The sequence below is a fragment of the Streptomyces sp. NPDC057854 genome (genome assembly GCF_042797055.1).
In the GTDB taxonomy this organism is placed as follows: Bacteria; Actinomycetota; Actinomycetes; order Streptomycetales; family Streptomycetaceae; genus Streptomyces.
Genome location: NZ_JBHVMF010000008.1, coordinates 248,069 through 266,666, shown reverse-complemented (window position 1 = coordinate 266,666; position 18,598 = coordinate 248,069). Strand labels below are relative to the sequence as shown.

The window sequence follows — 18,598 nt, the reverse complement described above, 5'->3', positions numbered from 1 at the left end:
GATCTGCCATGAACTGCCATCCTTTGCGGCGGCGTGCCGCCGTAGCCGTTGACGCGCACGGGCGTTGAACCGTATGGGAGAGACGGAACGTGTCTCCTCTGGGAAAGCGAGGAGGGGTCCATGTCAGAGAACGCCGCGCCTTTCGAGCCCTGCGACCTGGTGACCGTGCCCGCCCGGCAGGGCCTGGAGGCCGTCGACATCCTGCGCCGCAGCGGCGCCCCCGCCGTCGGGCCCGTCCTCCACGACGGCGCCTGCGACACGCTCGGCTTCCTCGTCCCGCCCGGCACCGCCGCCGCCTGGGACCTCCCCGGCAGCGCCTGCACCCGCACCTCCGGCCGCGGCCTGCGCCTCCCCGAACTCCCCGAACTGCCCGAGCCGGCGGGTGACGCCCCCCGCCCGGCCGGCTGGCTGCTGCCGCCCGGCGACACCGGCCCGGTCACCGACCCGGCCGTGCTGCGGCACGCGCTCGGCGAGGCCGCCCGGCTCATCGAGGCGGCCGACGGCTGTCACTGACGCCCCCGCCCCGGTCCGTCCGATAATGGACGGATGGCCAGGAACAAGCAGCGCGAGCGGGCGGCGGCCGCCGCCGTCTCCGAGACCGTCGACGGCGGACTCGCCGAACTCCTCCCCGACCGCGACCGCCCCCGTGCCTGGACGCTGCTCCTCGACGGCGCCCCCCAGTCCCACGTGGACCTCGACGACCCCGCCGCGCTGACCTTCGAGTACCAGCGGCGGCTCGGCCACGTCGCCGACCTCGCCGCCCCGCCCGGCCGCCCCCTCCAGGCCGTGCACCTCGGCGGCGGCGCCTTCACCCTCGCCCGGTACGTCGCCGCGACCCGGCCCCGTTCCACCCAGCAGGTCGCCGAGATCGACGAGCCCCTGGTCCGCCTCGTCCGCCGGGAACTGCCGCTGGACCCCGGCGCCCGGATCCGGGTCCGCGCCACCGACGCCCGCGCCGGGCTCGCCAAGGTCCCCGACGGCTGGGCCGACCTGATCATCGCGGATGTCTTCCGCGGCGCCCGCACCCCCGCCCACCTGACCAGCACCGAGTTCCTGTCCGAGGTGCGGCGCGCGCTGCGGCCCGGCGGCACGTACGCCGCCAACCTCGCCGACGGGCCGCCGCTCGCCCACCTCCGCGGCCAGATCGCCACCGCCGCCGCCGTCTTCCCCGAGCTGGCCCTGATCGCCGACCCGACGGTGCTGCGCGGACGCCGCTTCGGCAACGCGGTCCTCGTCGCCTCCGACCGGGAACTCCCGGTCGCCGACCTGACCCGCCGGGTCGCCGGCGACCCGCACCCCGGCCGGGTCGAACACGGCCGCCCGCTCGCCGACTTCACCGGCGGCGCCGCCCCGGTCACCGACGCCACCGCGAAGGCGTCGCCCGCCCCGCCGCCCTCCGTCTTCCGCTGAACGCACGCACGCACGGCCGGGCCGCGGGGAGGGTCAGGCGGCGCGCTCCTCGATCTGCACGCGGGGCGCCGAGTCGTGCCACAGGGCGAACACCGAGATCTCCCGCCCGCCCCCGGTGAACGTCACCCGGATCCACGACGGCTGCTTCCACACCTGCATCCGCCAGCCCGCCGCCGGGGTCGCCGACACCAGTTCGGCGGAGCTCTCGCCGAGGTCGAAGGTCACCCGGCCGCCGTCCGTCGGATAGGACCTCACCCCCGAGGACGCGCCCGAGGACGCGCCCGGGGAGGAGCCGGACGGCGCCCCCGGCGACGGGTCCGCGGACGGGTCCGCCGGGACCGTCGACGGCGCCGGCGTGGTCGGCGGCGGGGCCGCCGGGCGGGTGGGATCCGGGGAGGCGTCCGCCGGGGACGACGGGGGAGCGGTGGCCGGCGGGGTCGCCGCCGGACGGCTCGTCGAGGACGTCACCGGGTCGCCGATCGCGGTCTCCGCCGGCACGATCGCGGCCGGCGTGCCGACCGGCAGCGGCAGCGCGCGCGGCGGGTCGTAGACGGTGCCGGACAGCACCGTGTGCACTCCCCACCAGGAGAGCGTGACCGCCGCGCCGGTGGCGAGCGACCAGGCCAGGGCGTGAACGAGTCCTCTTCGCATCGGGGCCATAGTGCACCACGCCCGGCCGGCCCCGGCGGGGAAGGTGCGGATGACCGGGGCGTCGCCCGAATGGCGTACGGTGCGGGCCATGGCAAGTGTGCTCGTGGTCGAGGACGACCAGTTCGTGCGCTCCGCCCTCATCCGCCAGCTGACGGAAGCCTCCTACACGGTACGGAGCGTCGGCACGGCCCTGGAGGCGCTGCGCGAGGTCGCCCATTTCCGCTTCGACGTCGTCGTGCTGGACCTCGGACTGCCCGACCTGGACGGGTCCGAGGCGCTGAAGATGCTGCGCGGCATCACCGACGTACCGGTGATCATCGCGACCGCCCGGGACGACGAGGCCGAGATCGTGCGACTGCTGCACGCCGGCGCCGACGACTACCTCGTCAAGCCGTTCTCCGTCGACCACCTCACCGCCCGGATGGCCGCCGTGCTCCGCCGCGCCCGGGCCGTCTCCGGGGAGCCCGCGCCGCCGACCGAACTCCGCGTCGGCGGACTCGCCATCGACCCGCTGCGCCGCCGGGCCGCGCTCGACGGCGTCCCGCTCGACCTGACCCGGCGCGAGTTCGACCTGCTCGCCTTCCTCGCCGGCCGGCCCGGCGTGGTCGTCCCCCGCAAGGAACTGCTCGCCGAGGTCTGGCAGCAGGCGTACGGCGACGACCAGACCATCGACGTCCACCTGTCCTGGCTGCGCCGGAAGCTCGGCGAGACGGCCGCCCGGCCCCGCTACCTGCACACCCTGCGCGGCGTCGGCGTGAAGCTGGAACCGCCCCGCGAACCCGCCGCCGAACCCGCTTCCGGACCCGCGCCGGAGCGGCAGCCGTGAGAACCGGAGCGGCAGCCGCGGGACGGGAGCACCGGCCGTGAGATGGGCGCTCGTCAAGGTGGCGCTGGCCGTCACCGCCATGGTCGTCATCGCCTTCGCCGTCCCCCTCGGCCTCGTCGTCAAGGAGATGGCCCGCGACCGGGCCTTCTCCAACGCCGAGCGGCGGGCGGCCGGGCTCGCCCCGGTCCTCGCCATCACCACCGACCGGGCCGAGCTGGAGAAGGCCGTCGCCACCACCGAGGACGGCGCCGCCGGCCGGCTCGCCGTGCACGTCCCGCCCGCCGGGCCGGACGGCCGCGCCCTGGAGATCGGCACCCGCCGCGCCGACGCCGGCGAACTGACCGCGACCCGCACCCTCGGCCGGGCGTCCATCGCCGAGGTCCCCGGCGGCTACGCCCTGCTCCAGCCGACCGCGCTCAGCTCCGGCGAGGTCGCCGTCGTCGAACTCTTCGTCCCCGAGGCCGAGGTGACCAACGGCGTCGCCACCGCCTGGCTGGTCCTCGCCGGCGTCGGCGTCGCCCTGATCGCCGGCTCCCTCGCCGTCGCCGACCGGCTCGGCGTCCGCATGGTCCGCCCGGCCCAGCGGCTCGCCGGCGCCGCCCACGAACTCGGCGAGGGCCGGCTCGGCGTCCGGGTCGCCGAGGAGGGCCCGCCCGAACTGAAGTCGGCCGCCGTCGCGTTCAACTCCATGGCCGACCAGGTCGTGCAGCTCCTCGCCAACGAGCGGGAGCTCGCCGCCGACCTCTCCCACCGGCTGCGCACCCCGCTCACCGTGCTCCGCCTCAACGCCGCCTCGCTGGGCTCCGGCCCCGCCGCCGACCAGACCCGGGCCGCCGTCGAGCAGCTGGAGCGCGAGGTGGACACCATCATCCGCACCGCCCGCGAGGCGAAGCCGCAGACCACGGCGCCCACCGGCCCCGGCGCCGGCTGCGACGCCGCCGAAGTGGTCCGGGAGCGGATGGAGTTCTGGTCCGCGCTCGCCGAGGACGAGGGGCGGCTGGTCCGGCTCGCCGGGGTGGAGCGGCCGGTACGCATCCCGGTGGCGCGCCCCGAGCTCGTCGCCGCCCTCGACGCGCTGCTCGGCAACGTCTTCCGGCACACCCCCGAGGGCACCGCCTTCTCCGTCGACGTCCACAACGGCGAGGACGCGGTCATCGTCCTCGTCTCGGACGCGGGCCCCGGCATCGCCGACCCGGACGCGGCGCTCGCCCGCGGCAACAGCGGCACCCGGGCCGGCTCCACCGGCCTCGGCCTCGACATCGTGCGCCGCATGGCCGAAACCACCGGCGGCGACGTGCGGATCGGGCGCTCGGTGCTCGGCGGCACCGAGGTGCGGATCTGGATCGGGCTCGGCGGCCACCGCCCCGGCGGCGAGGGCCGCCGCGCCCGCCGGCCCGCCCGCCGCCGCAGGGCCGCGCGGCGCTGAACCTTTGCCGGTGCTGATGGCTCCCTTAAGCGGAGCCTAAGAATCCCAACCAGGCGCCCTCGTACGGCAATTGTCCGTTTCCCCGGCGCTAGCGTGCTGCCCGCACCCCACCCCCGCCCCACGGAGGCATCCCCAGCATGGGCAGCAGCGCGCACCGGCGCAGGACCAGCGGCCGTACGAAGGCCGTCGGCGCGATCGTCGCGGCGGCGATCGCCGGCGGGGCGGCCTTCGCCCTCGGCGGTACGGCACAGGCGGCGGGCGTCGGCGCCGCCTACACCCGGACCAGCTCCTGGACCGGCGGCTACACCGGCCAGTACGTGATCACCAACAAGAGCTCCGCCGAACGGTCCGGCTGGACCCTGGAGTTCGACCTGCCCGCCGGGACCGTGATCGGCTCCCTGTGGAACGGCGACCACACCGTCTCCGGCCGGCACGTCACCGTGAGGCCCGCGAGCTGGAACCGGACGCTCGCCCCCGGCCAGTCCGTCACCGTCGGCTTCGTGACCTCGGCGGCCGGAACGGCAGGGGACCCGTCCGGCTGCCTCATCGACCAGGCCGTCTGCTCGGCCGGCGGCCCCGCCCCCACCCCCAGCGGCCGTCCCACCGACCCGCCGACCGCCACCGCGTCCCCGAAGCCGACCCCCACGGCCACGGCCACCGCGAGCCCCAGGCCCACCGCCACCGTCACGGCCACGACGAGCCCGAAGCCGACCCCCACCACCCCGACGCCCACCGCGCCCCCCACCACCGCGCCCCCCACCACCCCGCCGGCCGCCGCCGCCCGCTTCGCCCCCTACGTCGACACCTCGCTGTACCCCGCGTACGACCTGCTCGCCACCGCCGACGCCACCGGCGTGAAGGAGTTCAACCTCGCCTTCATCACCTCCGGCGGCTCCTGCGCCCCCCTGTGGGGCGGGGTCACCGACCTCGCCTCCGACAAGGTCGCCGCCCAGATCGGCGCCCTGCGCGCCAGGGGCGGCGACGTGCTGGTCTCCTTCGGCGGCGCCGCCGGCCACGAGCTGGCGCTGAACTGCGCGACCGCCGCCGACCTGGCGAAGGCGTACGGCAAGGTCGTCGACCAGTACCGGCTGACCAAGGTCGACTTCGACGTGGAGGGCGCCGCCCTGCCCGACACGGCCGCCAACACCCGCCGCGCCCAGGCCATCGCCCAGCTCCAGAAGAGCCACCCCGGCCTGAATGTCTCCTTCACCCTGCCGGTGATGCCCGAGGGCCTGACCCAGCCCGGGGTGAGCCTCCTCGCCGACGCGAAGAGGAACGGCGTCCGGATCGACACGGTCAACATCATGGCGATGGACTACGGCCCCGCCTACAGCGGCGACATGGGCACGTACGCCGTCCAGGCCGCGACGGCGACCCAGGCCCAGCTCAAGGGCGTCCTCGGGCTCTCCGACGCGGCGGCCTGGAAGACCCTCGCGATCACCCCGATGATCGGCGTGAACGACGTCGTGTCCGAGGTCTTCCGGGTCGACGACGCCACCCAGCTCGTCGACTTCGCGAAGACCCGGGGCATCGGCTGGCTGTCGATGTGGTCCTCCACCCGGGACAAGCAGTGCGCGGCCGGCGCGGTGAACTACGCCGACGCCACCTGCTCCTCGATCCTCCAGCAGCCGCTGGCGTTCACGAAGGCGTTCGCCGCCTACCGCTGAGCCGCTCCCGTCCCCCCACAGCGCGTGCCCCGGCCGGTGCCACCCCACCCCCGGCCGGGGCACGCCCCTGTCCGCGCGCGGCGGGTCAGGCCCGGGAGCCCTTCCACTCGTCCGCGTAGTCGTCGAAGATCGCCCGCAGGTGGTGGCCGATCTTCAGGTAGTCGAGGTCGTCCAGGTTGGCCAGGGAGACCCGGACCGACCACTCGGGGCCGTCGAAGCCGCCGCCGTTGAGGAGGACGACGCCGGTCTGCTCGGCGAGCCGGAACAGCGGGTCGACGGGCTCGTAGTTCTTCTCCAGGAAGTCGGCGAAGTCCTTCCCGTGGACCCGCTCGGCCTCGGCGAGCAGGTCCAGCTCGATGTAGTAGCCGGCCCGCTTGTCGTCGTCGGCGATCTTCATCTGGGCGCCTTCGAGGAGCAGGTCGAGCCGCTGCCCCACGATCGCCCGCAGCCGCTCCTTGTACGCCTGGCCCTCCGGGAGCATGTCGAAGAGCGAGAAGAGCGTCATCATCACCTGCTGCGGCAGCGACAGGCCGGCGGTGTGGTTGAGGGCGACCTGCCGGGAGTCGGCGACCAGCCGGTCGATGAAGCGGATCTTCTCCGGCTCCAGGGTGAGCGTCCCGTACCGCTTGGCCAGGCGCTCCTTCTCGGCGGCCGGCAGCTCGGCGATCATCCGGTCGATGACGTTGTCGTCGTGGAGGCCGATGACGCCGAGGCGGTGGCCGGTGCAGCCGTAGTGCTTGGAGTACGAGTACACGAGCAGGGTGTTGTGCGGCAGGTCGGCGGCGACCGAGCGGAAGCCGGGGACGAAGGTGCCGTAGACGTCGTCGGTGACGATCACCAGGTCCGGGTTGGGCCCGGCGACGATCTCCTTGAGCTGGTTCGCGACCCGCTGACTGAGCGCGAGGGACGGCGGGTTGGAGGGGTTGACCAGGCAGACCATCTTGACCGAGGGGTCGGCCAGCTTGGCGACCTCCTCCTCCGGGTAGCGCCACTCGCGGACGCCGGTCTCGGCGAAGAGGGAGGCGTTGACGTGCACGACGTCGAACTCGTACGTGTCGAGCTCGGGGATCTCGATGTACGGGGTGAAGACCGGCACCATGAGGGCGATCCGGTCGCCCTTCTTCAGGATCCCGTTCTTCATCAGGGAGTCGAAGATGTAGCACATGGCGGCGGTGCCGCCCTCGGTGGCGAAGTACGAGACGTTCCCCTCCGGCGGGCGCTTGTCGAACATCTCGTCCTCGACGTAGCCGCGGACGATCTGCTCGGTGTGGGTGAGGATGCGGTCCGGCACCGGGTAGTTGTCGCCGATGGTGCTGTCGGTCAGCTCGTGGACGAAGGCGTCCTTGTCGAAGCCGAAGCGCTCGACGGCGTACTCGACCGACCTCTGGAGCAGTTCGACGCCGGGCAGCTCCGGGTGCTGCCGGACGAAGGCGTCGAACCGGGCGCCGCAGCCCTTGAGCTCCGGCATGCCGCCGAGGTCGTCGGCGGTCCACACCCGGCGGGACTCGGCGAGCGAGAAGTAGCCGAGCGCGTAGAACGCCTCGCGGGGGCTGGTGGCGATCCAGTTCGGGTTGCCGCGGCCCGCGTTGAGCATCTGGACCGACGACTTGTCCTTCTGGCCCGGCCGGTCGGCCTGGGCCGCCTGAGCGAGGGTGATGAACTTGTCCTTCAGCTCGAACGGCGAGAGCTGGGCGAAGGACTTGATCTCCTCGCGGGTGAAACTGGTCTTGGGCATGGCGGACGTCCTTCGCGGGTCAGTGGTGGAGGATGACGATCACGGCGCCCCAGATGGTCAGCAGCACGTTGCCGACCGCGTAGGGGATCGTGTAGCCGAGGGTGGGGATCTGCGACCTGGACTGTTCGTTGATGGCGCCGATCGCCGCGGTCGTGGTCTGGCCGCCGGCCAGCACGCCCATGAGGATCGGGAAGCGGATCTTCTGCACGTAGTGGCCGACGAGGAAGCCGACGACCAGCGGGATCAGGGTGGCGACCGCGCCCCACAGCAGCAGCCCCCAGCCGGCCGTGGACAGGCCGCTGGTGAAGCTGGGCCCGGCGTTGATGCCGACGACGGCGACGAAGGCGCACAGCCCGAAGGTGTCCATGAACCACTGGGCGCCCGGCGGCACGTTCCCGTACGTCGGGTACTTGCCGCGGATCCAGCCGAAGACCAGGCCCATGATGAGGGCGCCGCCGGACGTCGAGAGCGAGATCGGCACCCCGGAGACGGTCAGCGCCGGGATGCCGACGCAGCCGCCGAGGAAGACGCCGAGGCCGACCCAGAGCATGTCGGTGGCGAAGGAGGTCGGCACCGGCTTGCCGATGGCCCTGCCGGCCGGGTCCACGAGCCGCTTCGGGCCGGTGAGGACCACGGTGTCGCCGCGCTCGATCGTCGTCGACAGCCGGTAGGGGTACTCGGCGCCGGCGCGGTAGATCCTGTCGATGTAGACGCCGACCATGAAGGGCTCGCGGCGCAGCTCGGCGACGGTCTTCCCGAGCTGTTCCTTGTTCGAGGCGACGACGTGCAGCGACTCGGTCTCGTAGCCGAGCAGTTCGACGTCGTCGGTCTCGGGGCCGATGTGGGTGCGGGCGTCGAAGTCGACGAGGGAGCCGCGCAGGGCGGAGACGGCGACGGTGTCGCCCTCGCGGAGCACGGTCCGCTGGTCGTGGTCGAGGACCGTGCCGTCGCGCCGCACCCGGGTGATGTAGATGCGGTGGCCGAGCTCCTTCTGCTGGTTCTCGAAGTCGTCGATGGTGCGGCCGGCGAGGTCGGGGCGCCGGATCGTGTACGCGCGCAGGACGACCTCGTAGTAGCCCTCGGCCAGGTCGGGGTTGTCGCCGGGGGCGTCCAGCTCCTTGGCGAGGGCGGCGGACTCGGCGGCCAGGTCCCGCTTGTAGAGCCGGGGGAGGACGTTGGCGAGGAGGATGGCGCAGAGGATGGTGCCGAGCGGGTAGGTGACCGCGTACCCGATGGCGACCAGGTTCTCCTCGGTCTTCAGCTGGTCGGCGGAGAGGCCCGGCAGGTTGCCGATGGCGTCCTGGGCGACGCCGATGACGGCGGACTGGGTGAGCGCGCCGCCGAGCAGGCCGGCCGAGAGGCCGGGGCCGTACCCCAGCATCGCGGCGAAGCCCCAGGAGACCAGCAGGCCGGTGACGCAGACGACGAGCGCGTTGACGACCTGCGGCAGCCCGTCCTTCTTCAGGCCCCGGAAGAACTGGGGGCCGACCTTGTAGCCGAGGGCGAAGAGGAAGAGGGTGAAGAAGAGGTTCTTCACCGTCGCGTCGATGGTGATCTTGAACTGGGCGCCGAGCAGCAGCCCCGCGACCAGGCAGCCGGTCACGGCGCCGAGGGCGATCGCCTTGTAGCGGAGCTTCCCGAAGAGGAAGCCGAGGGCGACCGTGAGGAAGACGAGCAGTTCAGGGTGGGGCTGGAAGATGTTCCGGTTCAGGAAGTCGATCATGGAGGGGATGGCCGCCTCTCAGGCTCCGAGGAGGCCGACCAGCAGCGGGCCGGTCAGCGGGAGCAGGAAGTTGGAGAGGGTGTACGTGATCGTGTAGCCGAGCATCGGGACCGAGCTCTGCGCGACCTGGGTGATCGAGGTGATGGCCGGCGTCGAGCACTGCTGGCCCGCGATGGCGCCGATCAGCAGCGGTTTCTCGATCTTCAGCAGCTTCCGGCCGACGACCAGCGAGATCGTGGCCGGTACGAGGACCATGGCGATGCCCGCGAACGGCAGCAGCGCCCCGTACTCCTTGAGCAGCGGCCCTGCCTGCGGGCCCGAGACCAGGCCGGTGCAGGCGATGAAGATGGCCAGGCCCATGTCCTTCAGGGTGGTCGCGGCCTGCGGCGGGAAGGCGCCGAAGGTCTGGGTGCGGGAGCGGAACCAGCCGAAGAGCAGCCCGGAGATCAGGCAGCCGCCGCCGGTGCCCAGCGACATCGGCACGTCGCCGAACTCCACCACCACCTGGCCGAGCAGGGAGCCGGCGGCGATGCCGAGGCCCAGGTAGATGAAGTCGGTGGCGTCGTTCTTCACGATCGAGCCGACCTTGGAGGCCAGTCTGCCGAGCGAGGAGCGGGCGCCGACCAGGGTGAGCACGTCGCCGCGGTGGACGACGGTCTCGGGGGTGGCGGGCAGGTGCGCCTCGTTGCGGAGCACGTCGGTCACGTACACGCCGCCGGAGGCGATCTCCGGGTGCTCGGTGGTCAGCTCGTCCAGGGATTTGCCGTCCGCCGCCTTGTCGGTGAGCGAGACCTGGGTGGTGGCGAGCGGGGTGTCCAGGCCGGGGACGGCCGGGGTCTCGGGGCCGATCAGCCGGCCGGCCTCGATGATGTTGGCCCGCCGGCCGACGGTGAGGACGAGGTCGGACAGGGTCAGCGTGAAGTCGGGCGGGGGAGGGGTGAGCACCTTGCTGCCCCGCTTCACCGCCTCCACGGTGACCCGGTTGCCGAACTGCCGCTCCAGGTCCGCGACCCGGGCGCCGTCCGCCAGGGTGACGAGGAAGGTGCGGCCGACCATGCCGGGCAGCGCCACCCGCTCGTCGGCCTCCAGGCCGCCGCCGGAGCCGCGCATCCGCTCCCACAGCGCGCGGGAGGCGTCGCGGAGGTTGATCCGCAGCAGCATCGGCATGATCTGACTGGTGTAGATCACGATGGTGACGAGCCCGAAGAGGTAGCAGACCGTGTACGCGGTGGCCACGTGGCCCTGGTACTGGGTGATCTGCTCCTGCGTCAGGTCGGACAGCTTGCCGATGGCCTCGGTGGCGGTGCCGACGACCGCGGACTCGGTGGCCGCGCCGGCCAGGATGCCGGAGGCGGTGCCGACGTCCAGGTCGAACGCCTTGGCGAGGCCGAGGGCGATGCCGACGACGCAGACGACCTCGATGAGGCAGAGCGCGAAGAAGCGCAGGCTCTTGCGGTTGAGGTTGGCGAAGAACTGGGGGCCGGCGAGATAGCCGAGCGAGAAGATGAAGAGCGCGAAGAAGATCGTCTTGACGTCGTCGGAGACGGTGACCTTCGCCCAGGCGCCCATGAGCAGCGAGACGATCAGCGTCCCGCAGATGCCGCCGAGCGTGATCGGCCCGACCCGCAGCTTGCCGACGAGGTAGCCGGCGGCGAGGCAGACGAACAGGGCGAGTTCGGGATGGTCGCGCAGGACTCCCATCCGGCCTCACCCCACCCACATGGGGGAATAACCATTCAATGCGGACATAAGGGGACGCTAACAGTGGTGGATCGGCGAAGGACCGCCGCCACGCCCGTCCGGGTGAACACCCCCTCCCGGCCGGGCTCACCCCTTCACCGCCCCCCGCATCACCCCGCCCACGATCTGCCGCCCGAACACCGCCAGCACCACCAGCAGCGGCAGCGTCCCCAGCAGCGCCCCCGCCATCACCACCGACGTGTCCGGCACATAGCCCCGCCCCAGCCCCGTCAGCGCCACCTGCACCGTCGGGTTCCCCGTCTGGGTCAGCGCCAGCACCGGCCAGAAGAAGTCGTTCCACGCCGCCACGAACGACAGCATCCCCAGCACCGCCATCGCCGGCCGCGCCGCCGGCAGCACCAGGTGCCACACCACCCGCAGCGTCCCCGCCCCGTCCACCCGCGCCGCCTCCAGCAGCTCCGGCGGCAGCGCCCGCAGCAGGTGCTGGCGCAGGTAGAAGACCCCGAAGGCGGACACCAGCGAGGGCAGCACCACCGCCTGCAGCCGGTCCGTCCACCCGAGCCGGGCGATCAGCAGATAGAGCGGCACCACCCCGAGCTGCGGCGGGATCAGCATCGTCGCCCCCACCAGGAGCAGCAGCGGCCCCCGGAAGCGGAACCGCAGCCGGGCGAACGCGAACCCGGCCAGCGTCGAGAACAGCACCGTCCCCGCCGCCACCGCCCCCGCCACCAGCGCCGTGTTCGCCAGCGCCTCGCCCATCCCGCCCTCGTGCCAGGCCACCGACAGGTTCCGCCCCAGGTTCCGCCCGAACCAGAACGGCGGCGGGCTCTCCGCGAGCCGCCCGCTCGTCCGCGAGGCCGCCACCGCCGTCCACAGCAGCGGGAAGACCGACACCCCCGTGAACAGGACCAGGAGCAGGTACGTCCCCCAGCCCGCCCGCTCGTACGACTCCCCGTCCGCGTCCCGCCCGCTCACCGCGCCCCCCGCCCGCGGCGGACCCCGGCCAGCCGCACCACCGCGAACAGCACCACCAGGAGCAGCAGCATCGCCCAGGCGATCGCCGCCGCCCGCCCCAGATGGAGGTTCACCCAGCCCTGCTCGTACAGATAGAGACCCAGCGTCTGGTACTGGTGGTCGGCGCCGCCCGAGGCACCCGCCCCGCTGCTGAACAGCAGCGGCTCGCCGAACAGCTGCACCGCCCCGATCGCCGACACCAGCCCCGTGAACGCCAGCGCCGGCCGCAGCCCCGGCAGCGTGACGTGCCAGAACCGCCGCCACCGCCCCGCCCCGTCGAGCGCCGCCGCCTCGTACAGCTCCCGCGGGACCGTCTGCATCGCCGCCAGGTAGATCAGCGCGTTGTAGCCGGTCCAGCGCCAGATCACGATCGACGCGACCGCCAGCCGCGACGCCCACGGCCCGTTCTGCCAGTCCACCGGATCCAGCCCGACCAGCCCGGCCGCCCAGTTCACCAGCCCCTGGTCGCGCCCGTAGAACAGCGCGAACACCAGCGTCGCCGCCGCCACCGACGTCGCGTACGGGGCGAGCGCCGCCACCCGGAAGAACAGCCGCCCGCGCAGCCGGGAGTCCAGCAGGTGCGCCACGCCGAGCGCGAGCAGCAGCTGCGGCACGGTCGCGAGCACCCCGATCACCACCGTGTTCGCCAGCGCGTTCCAGAAGAAGTCGTCGGTGAGCAGCCGGGCGTAGTTGTGCGCCCCCACCCACTCCCGGGCCTCCGGCGCCGTCAGCTCCACCCGGAACAGCGAGGTCCAGGCCGTCGCCGCCAGCGGGAACAGCCCGAACGCCCCGAACAGCAGGAAGAACGGCGCGATCAGCACGTACGGCGCGGCCCGCGACCGCAGCCGCCCCGACCGCTCCCGCCGCCGGGCCCGCCCGGACCGCGCCGGCACCGCCGGGGCGGCCGGCGCGAGCACCCGTTCCCTCACGTCCTCGGTCATCTCCCTCACCGGTCGAGCGCGTTGTCGATGGCCTTCATCGCCGCCCGCCACGCCGACTCCGGCGACCGGCCCGTCTGGTCGACCTGGAGCATCCCGGTGTCGGAGAGGATCTGGTTCACCAGCCCGTCCTTCGGCCCGACCGGCGCCACCGGCACCCCCCTGGCCGCCGCCGAGTAGATCCGGCCCACCGGCGCACCGCCGAAGTACGGGTGCCGGGCCTCCCGCACCTGCGGCAGGCCGAACGCCGCCTGGGCACTGGGGAAGCTGCCGCGCCGCTCGAAGAGGACCGCCTGCTGCTCGGGCGCGGTCAGCCAGGCCGCCAGCTCCGCCGCCTCCGCCACGTGCTTCCCGGCCGCCGGGACGACCAGGAAGGAACCGCCCCAGTTCCCCGGCCGGGGCGCCTCGGCGACGTCCCACTTCCCCTCGCCGTCCGGGCCGCCCTTGTCCTGGATGTAGCCGAGCATCCACGCCGGGCAGGCGATCGAGGCGAACCGGCCGTGCGCGAAGCCCTGGTCCCAGTCGGGGGTGAACTGCTGGAGCCGGGCGGTCAGTCCGTGCGCGGCGAACTCCGCGCCGAGCTCCCACGCGGCCCGTACGGCGGGGTTGGACGCCACCACGAGCCGGCCGTCCGCGTCGTAGTACCGCAGCCGCGCCCCGGAGATCACCGCGGCCATCACCCCGGACGCCGAGTCGGTGAACGCCACGCCCTCGGGCGCCCGCTCGGCGAACCGCCGTCCCGTCTCCAGGTACTTCCGCCAGTCCCCGGCCCACAGCCGCCCGACCTGCTCCCGGTCGGTGGGCAGTCCGGCGGCGGCGAAGTGGTCCTTGCGGTAGCAGACGGCCAGCGGCCCGATGTCGGTGCCGAGCCCCAGCACCCGCCCGTCGCCGGTCCGCGCCTGCGCCCACTTCCACGGCAGGAAGGCGTCCTCGTCCGCGCCCGGCGCGTGCGCCAGGTCCGCCAGCCGGCCCGCCTGGGTGTCGACGACCTCCGCGATGTTGCCGACCTCGACGGCCTGGAGGTCGGCGAGCCCGGCGCCGGCCGTGAGGTGGGTGAGCAGCTGCGGGTAGTAGACGTCGGCGCGGGTGAGGGAGGTCTGCCGGATCGCGACGTCCGGGTGGAGCCGCATGTACGCGTCGTAGAGCCCGGCCTCCTTCAGTCCGAAGGTGCCGTAGACCCCGACGGTGAGGGTCACCGGGCGGCCCGAGCCGTCGACGGTCCCGCCGGTGCCGGCGGCCGGCGGGACGGGCGGGTCGGTGGAGCAGGCGACGGGCAGCGGCAGCGCGGCGGCGAGCAGCAGGGCGAGGGCCCGCAGGCGCTGCCCTCGTGGTCGTGTCGCGGTCCTCCACCCCATGGCTCCCGACCGTAGGCGGCGGGGGCGGGGCGGTCCGCGGGGCGGCGCCGGGGCCCGCGCCCGGCTCACCCGTCCGGCCCATCGGCCGGCGGCGCCGCGCGCTCTCCGCGGCGCTCCGTGCTCCCCGCGGCGCTCGGGAGGACGCGGAAACGACCGAGGCCCCGGTTCTTCCGAACCGGGGCCTCGGCCCTCAGGGTGAGTAACGGGACTCGAACCCGCGACATCCTGGACCACAACCAGGTGCTCTACCAGCTGAGCTATACCCACCACGACCGGCGGTTTTTCCGAAGGTTTCCCCGACCGGCCGAGAAGAAGTCTACAGGGTTCCGAGGGGTGCTCGCGCACACGTTTTCCCCGGGTGCGCGAGCGGGCCCTTCCGGACGGTCCTACTCCGCCGGGACGACGTGCCGGGCCGCGATCTCCTTCGCGGTCTCCGAGTCCGGACCGGGCTGTGGCACGAAGACCGCCTCCCGGTAGTAGCGCAGCTCGGCGATGGACTCCCGGATGTCGGCGAGCGCCCGGTGGTTGCCGTTCTTCTCCGGACTGTTGAAGTACGCCCTCGGGTACCAGCGGCGCGCCAGCTCCTTGACCGAGGACACATCGACGATCCGGTAGTGCAGGTGACTCTCCAGGGCGGGCATGTCCCGGGCGAGGAAGCCGCGGTCGGTGGAGACCGAGTTCCCGCACAGCGGCGCCTTGCCGGGCTCCTTCACGTGCTCGCGGATGTACGCGAGGACCTGCGCCTCCGCGTCGGCCAGCGTGGTGCCGCCGGGCAGCGCGTCCAGGAGTCCGGAGGCGGTGTGCATCTGGCGCACGATCTCCGGCATGGTCTCCAGGGCGCGGTCCGGCGGGCGGATCACGATGTCCACGCCTTCGCCGAGCACGTTCAGTTCCGAGTCGGTGACCAGCGCGGCCACCTCGATGAGTGCGTCGTCCGTCAGCGAGAGCCCGGTCATCTCGCAGTCGATCCACACCATGCGATCGTTCATGCGTCCTACCTTAGGCGGCGACGGCGCCCCGGCGACGCCCCCGGGCGCGCACCGGACAGGCCGACGGGCGCCCGGGGAAGGTGTCCCCGGACGCCCGTCGGTCCCGCGTCACGCCGCTTGTGGCGGCGCAGTCCTCGGCGCCGCTACTGCGCGCTCCGCTGGCCCGGCAGCGCGGCCCGGCCCGGCGTGTAGGCGTCGCCCTGCGGCTTGCCCGGCTCCAGCGGCCCCCCGGGGCGGCGGATTCCGGCCGCCACCTGCGCGGGCACCACGGGGTCCAGGACCGCCGTCGCCGGCTCGCTCTGCGGCCGGCGGGCCCGGTACGCCGCCCGGTAGGCCGCCGGCGAGGAGCCGAGCTGCCGCCGGAAGTGGCCGCGCAGCGCCACCGGCGAGCGGAAGCCGCAGCGCCCCGCGACCTCGTCCACCGAGTAGTCCGACGTCTCCAGCAGCCGCTGCGCCTGGAGCACCCGCTGGGTGATCAGCCACTGGAGCGGCGCGGAGCCGGTCAGCGAGCGGAAGCGGCGGTCGAAGGTCCGCCGTGACATGTACGCACGGGCCGCCAGGGTCTCCACGTCGAACTGCTCGTGGAGGTGCTCCAGCGCCCAGGCCACGACCTCGGCGAGCGGGTCGGAGCCGATCTCCTCGGGTAAAGACCTGTCGAGGTAGCGCTCCTGACCGCCGCTGCGCCGCGGCGGGACGACCAGCCGGCGCGCCAGCGCGCCCGCGGCCTCGGTGCCGTGGTCGGTCCGCACGATGTGCAGACACAGATCGATTCCGGCCGCGGTGCCGGCGGAGGTGAGCACGTCCCCGTCGTCGACGAAGAGCTCCCGCGGGTCCACGTGGACCGACGGGTAGCGCTTGGCGAGCGTCGGCGCGTACATCCAGTGCGTGGTCGCCGGGCGGCCGTCGAGCAGGCCGGCCGCGGCGAGGACGAACGCCCCGGTGCACAGGCCGACGATCCTCGCGCCCTCCTCGTGCGCCCTGCGGAGCGCCTCCAGCGCCTCCGGCGGCGGCGGCGAGGTGATCGAACGCCAGGCGGGGACGACGACCGTCCCGGCGCGGCCGATCGCCTCCAGGCCGTACGGCGCGGTGAGCTCGAGCCCGCCCGTGGTCCGCAGGGGGCCCTCCTCACCGGCGCAGACCAGCAGCCGGTAGCGCGGCACGCCGGCGTCCTGCCGGTCGATGCCGAACACGGAGAGCGGGATGGAGCTCTCGAAGATGGGGCCGCCGCTGAACAGCAGCACCGCGACGACTTCGCGACGGCGGCGCCCGGACAGCTTCCGTGCGACCTCCGGTGCGGCGGAGTCCTGGCTCATGGTGCTAAGCCCCCCTCGGTGTTCGCGTCTCCCTGGTCGTGTCGCTGTGCCACGTTTCCCCTCGGTTTTGCACGAGACCCCAGTCTTCGGTACCCATGATCGAATCTACTGCGTCCCGTGGCGCCGGCGTGACAACTTCTCCATCCGGCACATTGTCGACAAGGCCACTTGGCGTGAAGCGATCGATCGCCGGGTGATCGGCCGGAGGGACCCCCGAAGGGGCTCCCGGGCGGCGAAGTGGCCGTACGCGACGGGTGCGGCCCCCGGGGTCAGGGCTTTTCCCGGGGAGCGGGGACAGGCTGCCGTACCGTTTCGGCAAGGACGCGCCGAGAACTTCAAGTTGGCTGAAAACGTATGGGATCGGCTGTGCGAACCTGTCAACTCGGCGGGGGCCGGAGGGCCCCGTTCAGCCCCGGCGGCGCCCCCGGGCGCCCGTTCCGCCCGCCGCGCCCTCCGCCCGCAGCCCCCGCTCGGCCCGGCGCAGCAGCAGCCGGCACGCGGCCGTCACCGACGCCAGCCCTAGCGCGGCCCCGCCGGCCCCGCCCAGCGAGGTCCCGAAGGCGACGAGCACCAGCGGGACGAGGGCGCAGCAGAAGACGGCCCAGCGGACCACGTCGCCGGCCGGGTCCCCGAACCCGCCGCCGGCCGCGTCCGGAGCCGCCCCGCCGCCGGCCGCCGCACCCGCGCCCGGCCCGGCCGGTCCGCCCGTCTCCGGGGCGGCGGGCGCCGCGGGGCCCGGCACCCGGGCGCGCCTGCGGGAGCGGACGGCGGGAGCGGAAGGAGCGGAGGCGGGGGTGGACGGGACGGGCACGGGCGGTCTCCCTGCGGCGGCGATCCGGACGGGAGGGGAACGAGGAACGGAACGCTCCGGTCACTCTGAGCGACGCCCGTTCGGCCCTGGCGGGGGCGGTCGGAGGACACCTGTAGGGCACATCCGGCATTGCCAGATGGTGAACCCTTCGTGCATCCTCCGGGGGACACCGCGCGCGCCGACCCGCGCACGGGCGGTCAGCACAGCGGGTGGGGCACGGCGGACCCTGGGCAGGAGAGGAGTGTCGCCGTACCCTTGGGGGTATGGGCTTGGGAAGATGATTCCCGGACACAGCTCCGCCGCCACCCGTCGCGCTCCCCTCCACCGTCCCTTCCCACGAGGACTTCCCTAGCCGAGACACCGATGGCCGGTCACGAATTCCCCGAACCCGCGGACCGCAAGCGCGTCGCCGACTCCACGGTCGACCCCCTCGCGGTCGAACAGCCACGCCACGCCTGCGACCCGGCCTTCCGGCACGGAGTGGTCGTCGGCTTCGACGGCTCCATGTCCAGCGAGCGCGCCCTCGCGTACGCCATCGGCATGGCCCGGCGCTCCGGCTCCGGCCTGATCATCGTGCACGTCGCGAACCGGCTCCCCACCACCGTGTGGGCCGGCTGCGAGCCGCCCGTCTTCGTCGACGTCCCGGACCACCGCACCGAGGTGCTGGGCCTGGAGCTGGCCTGCGCCGACCACCTCTCCGAGGTGCCGTGGATCCTGGTGGAGCGCGGCGGGGACATCTGCCACGAGCTGGAGGAGGTCGGCCGCGAGTACTCGGCCGACGCGATCGTGGTCGGCTCGACGCACGGCATCGTCGGACGGATCTTCGGCTCGGTGGCCGGCCGCCTCGCCCGCCGCGCCCAGCGCCCCGTGATCGTCATCCCCTGACACCGCCGGATCGCCTGACGCCCGCCGGTCCCCTGGCGCTCGCCGGCCCCTTGGCGCCCCCGGATCCCCTGGCGCCTGCCGGACTCCCTGGCGCCCTGGCCCCCCTCGAAGCCCCGGCGGCGGCTCGGCCGCATCACCTGACCCTCCCTCAACT

The 18,598-nt window shown here is 73.7% G+C and carries 16 protein-coding genes and 1 tRNA gene; 6 read left to right on the top strand and 11 right to left on the bottom strand.

What is annotated here, in order from left to right; all coding sequences use genetic code 11:
* Positions 1–120 precede the first annotated feature (120 nt).
* Positions 121–513, top strand: a complete 393-nt coding sequence (locus ACFVQZ_RS14635; protein ID WP_030493909.1) for a hypothetical protein — start codon at positions 121–123, stop codon at positions 511–513.
* A 33-nt stretch (positions 514–546) separates the two neighbouring features.
* Positions 547–1,410 (top strand): spermidine synthase, encoded by an 864-nt coding sequence (locus ACFVQZ_RS14630; RefSeq protein WP_383622196.1) that lies wholly within the window; start codon positions 547–549, stop codon positions 1,408–1,410.
* A gap of 33 nt (positions 1,411–1,443) precedes the next feature.
* On the opposite strand, the gene ACFVQZ_RS14625 is transcribed toward ACFVQZ_RS14630, so the two are convergent.
* Complete coding sequence (locus ACFVQZ_RS14625) at positions 1,444–2,061, bottom strand: hypothetical protein (protein ID WP_383622193.1); 618 nt, start codon at positions 2,059–2,061, stop codon at positions 1,444–1,446.
* Between the two features lie 88 nt (positions 2,062–2,149).
* On the opposite strand from ACFVQZ_RS14625, the gene ACFVQZ_RS14620 reads away from it, so the two are divergent.
* The 3 genes from ACFVQZ_RS14620 (at position 2,150) to ACFVQZ_RS14610 (ending at position 5,980) form a co-directional block, all read left to right on the top strand.
* A complete protein-coding gene (locus ACFVQZ_RS14620; protein WP_383622190.1) occupies positions 2,150–2,887 on the top strand; it encodes a response regulator transcription factor in 738 nt (245 codons plus the stop codon).
* Positions 2,888–2,924: 37 nt separating this feature from the next.
* Entirely contained in the window at positions 2,925–4,313 is a 1,389-nt protein-coding gene (locus ACFVQZ_RS14615) for an ATP-binding protein (protein WP_383622187.1), read from the top strand.
* A 137-nt stretch (positions 4,314–4,450) separates the two neighbouring features.
* The gene (locus ACFVQZ_RS14610; RefSeq protein ID WP_383622185.1) at positions 4,451–5,980 is read left to right on the top strand and encodes a cellulose binding domain-containing protein; all 1,530 of its coding nucleotides are present in this window, start codon (positions 4,451–4,453) and stop codon (positions 5,978–5,980) included.
* An 85-nt stretch (positions 5,981–6,065) separates the two neighbouring features.
* Here ACFVQZ_RS14610 and ACFVQZ_RS14605 read toward each other — a convergent pair whose 3' ends face one another.
* The 10 genes from ACFVQZ_RS14605 to ACFVQZ_RS14560 all read right to left on the bottom strand — a co-directional run bounded on the left by ACFVQZ_RS14605 (position 6,066) and on the right by ACFVQZ_RS14560 (position 17,559).
* Positions 6,066–7,715 (bottom strand): bifunctional aspartate transaminase/aspartate 4-decarboxylase, encoded by a 1,650-nt coding sequence (locus tag ACFVQZ_RS14605; protein WP_030493915.1) that lies wholly within the window; start codon positions 7,713–7,715, stop codon positions 6,066–6,068.
* Between the two features lie 19 nt (positions 7,716–7,734).
* Positions 7,735–9,438 (bottom strand): aspartate-alanine antiporter, encoded by a 1,704-nt coding sequence (aspT, locus tag ACFVQZ_RS14600; RefSeq protein WP_030493916.1) that lies wholly within the window; start codon positions 9,436–9,438, stop codon positions 7,735–7,737.
* 18 nt (positions 9,439–9,456) lie between these two features.
* Entirely contained in the window at positions 9,457–11,139 is a 1,683-nt protein-coding gene (aspT, locus tag ACFVQZ_RS14595) for an aspartate-alanine antiporter (RefSeq protein ID WP_383622182.1), read from the bottom strand.
* 126 nt (positions 11,140–11,265) lie between these two features.
* Positions 11,266–12,192, bottom strand: a complete 927-nt coding sequence (locus ACFVQZ_RS14590) for a carbohydrate ABC transporter permease (protein WP_030493918.1) — start codon at positions 12,190–12,192, stop codon at positions 11,266–11,268.
* Positions 12,111–13,094, bottom strand: a complete 984-nt coding sequence (locus ACFVQZ_RS14585) for a carbohydrate ABC transporter permease (RefSeq protein ID WP_030493919.1) — start codon at positions 13,092–13,094, stop codon at positions 12,111–12,113. The genes ACFVQZ_RS14590 and ACFVQZ_RS14585 overlap by 82 nt, the downstream gene beginning before the upstream one ends.
* A 5-nt stretch (positions 13,095–13,099) precedes the next feature.
* Positions 13,100–14,446: an ABC transporter substrate-binding protein gene (locus tag ACFVQZ_RS14580; RefSeq protein WP_383622178.1), complete on the bottom strand. Its 1,347-nt coding sequence runs from the start codon at positions 14,444–14,446 to the stop codon at positions 13,100–13,102.
* Positions 14,447–14,640: 194 nt separating this feature from the next.
* Positions 14,641–14,713: transfer RNA gene (locus ACFVQZ_RS14575), tRNA-His, on the bottom strand.
* 119 nt (positions 14,714–14,832) lie between these two features.
* Positions 14,833–15,435, bottom strand: a complete 603-nt coding sequence (gene orn, locus ACFVQZ_RS14570; RefSeq protein ID WP_030493921.1) for an oligoribonuclease — start codon at positions 15,433–15,435, stop codon at positions 14,833–14,835.
* 143 nt (positions 15,436–15,578) lie between these two features.
* Complete coding sequence (locus tag ACFVQZ_RS14565; RefSeq protein WP_383622174.1) at positions 15,579–16,748, bottom strand: helix-turn-helix domain-containing protein; 1,170 nt, start codon at positions 16,746–16,748, stop codon at positions 15,579–15,581.
* A gap of 406 nt (positions 16,749–17,154) precedes the next feature.
* Positions 17,155–17,559, bottom strand: a complete 405-nt coding sequence (locus tag ACFVQZ_RS14560; RefSeq protein WP_321192624.1) for a hypothetical protein — start codon at positions 17,557–17,559, stop codon at positions 17,155–17,157.
* Between the two features lie 363 nt (positions 17,560–17,922).
* On the opposite strand from ACFVQZ_RS14560, the gene ACFVQZ_RS14555 reads away from it, so the two are divergent.
* Positions 17,923–18,444, top strand: a complete 522-nt coding sequence (locus ACFVQZ_RS14555; RefSeq protein ID WP_030493924.1) for a universal stress protein — start codon at positions 17,923–17,925, stop codon at positions 18,442–18,444.
* The last annotated feature ends 154 nt before the right edge of the window (positions 18,445–18,598 follow it).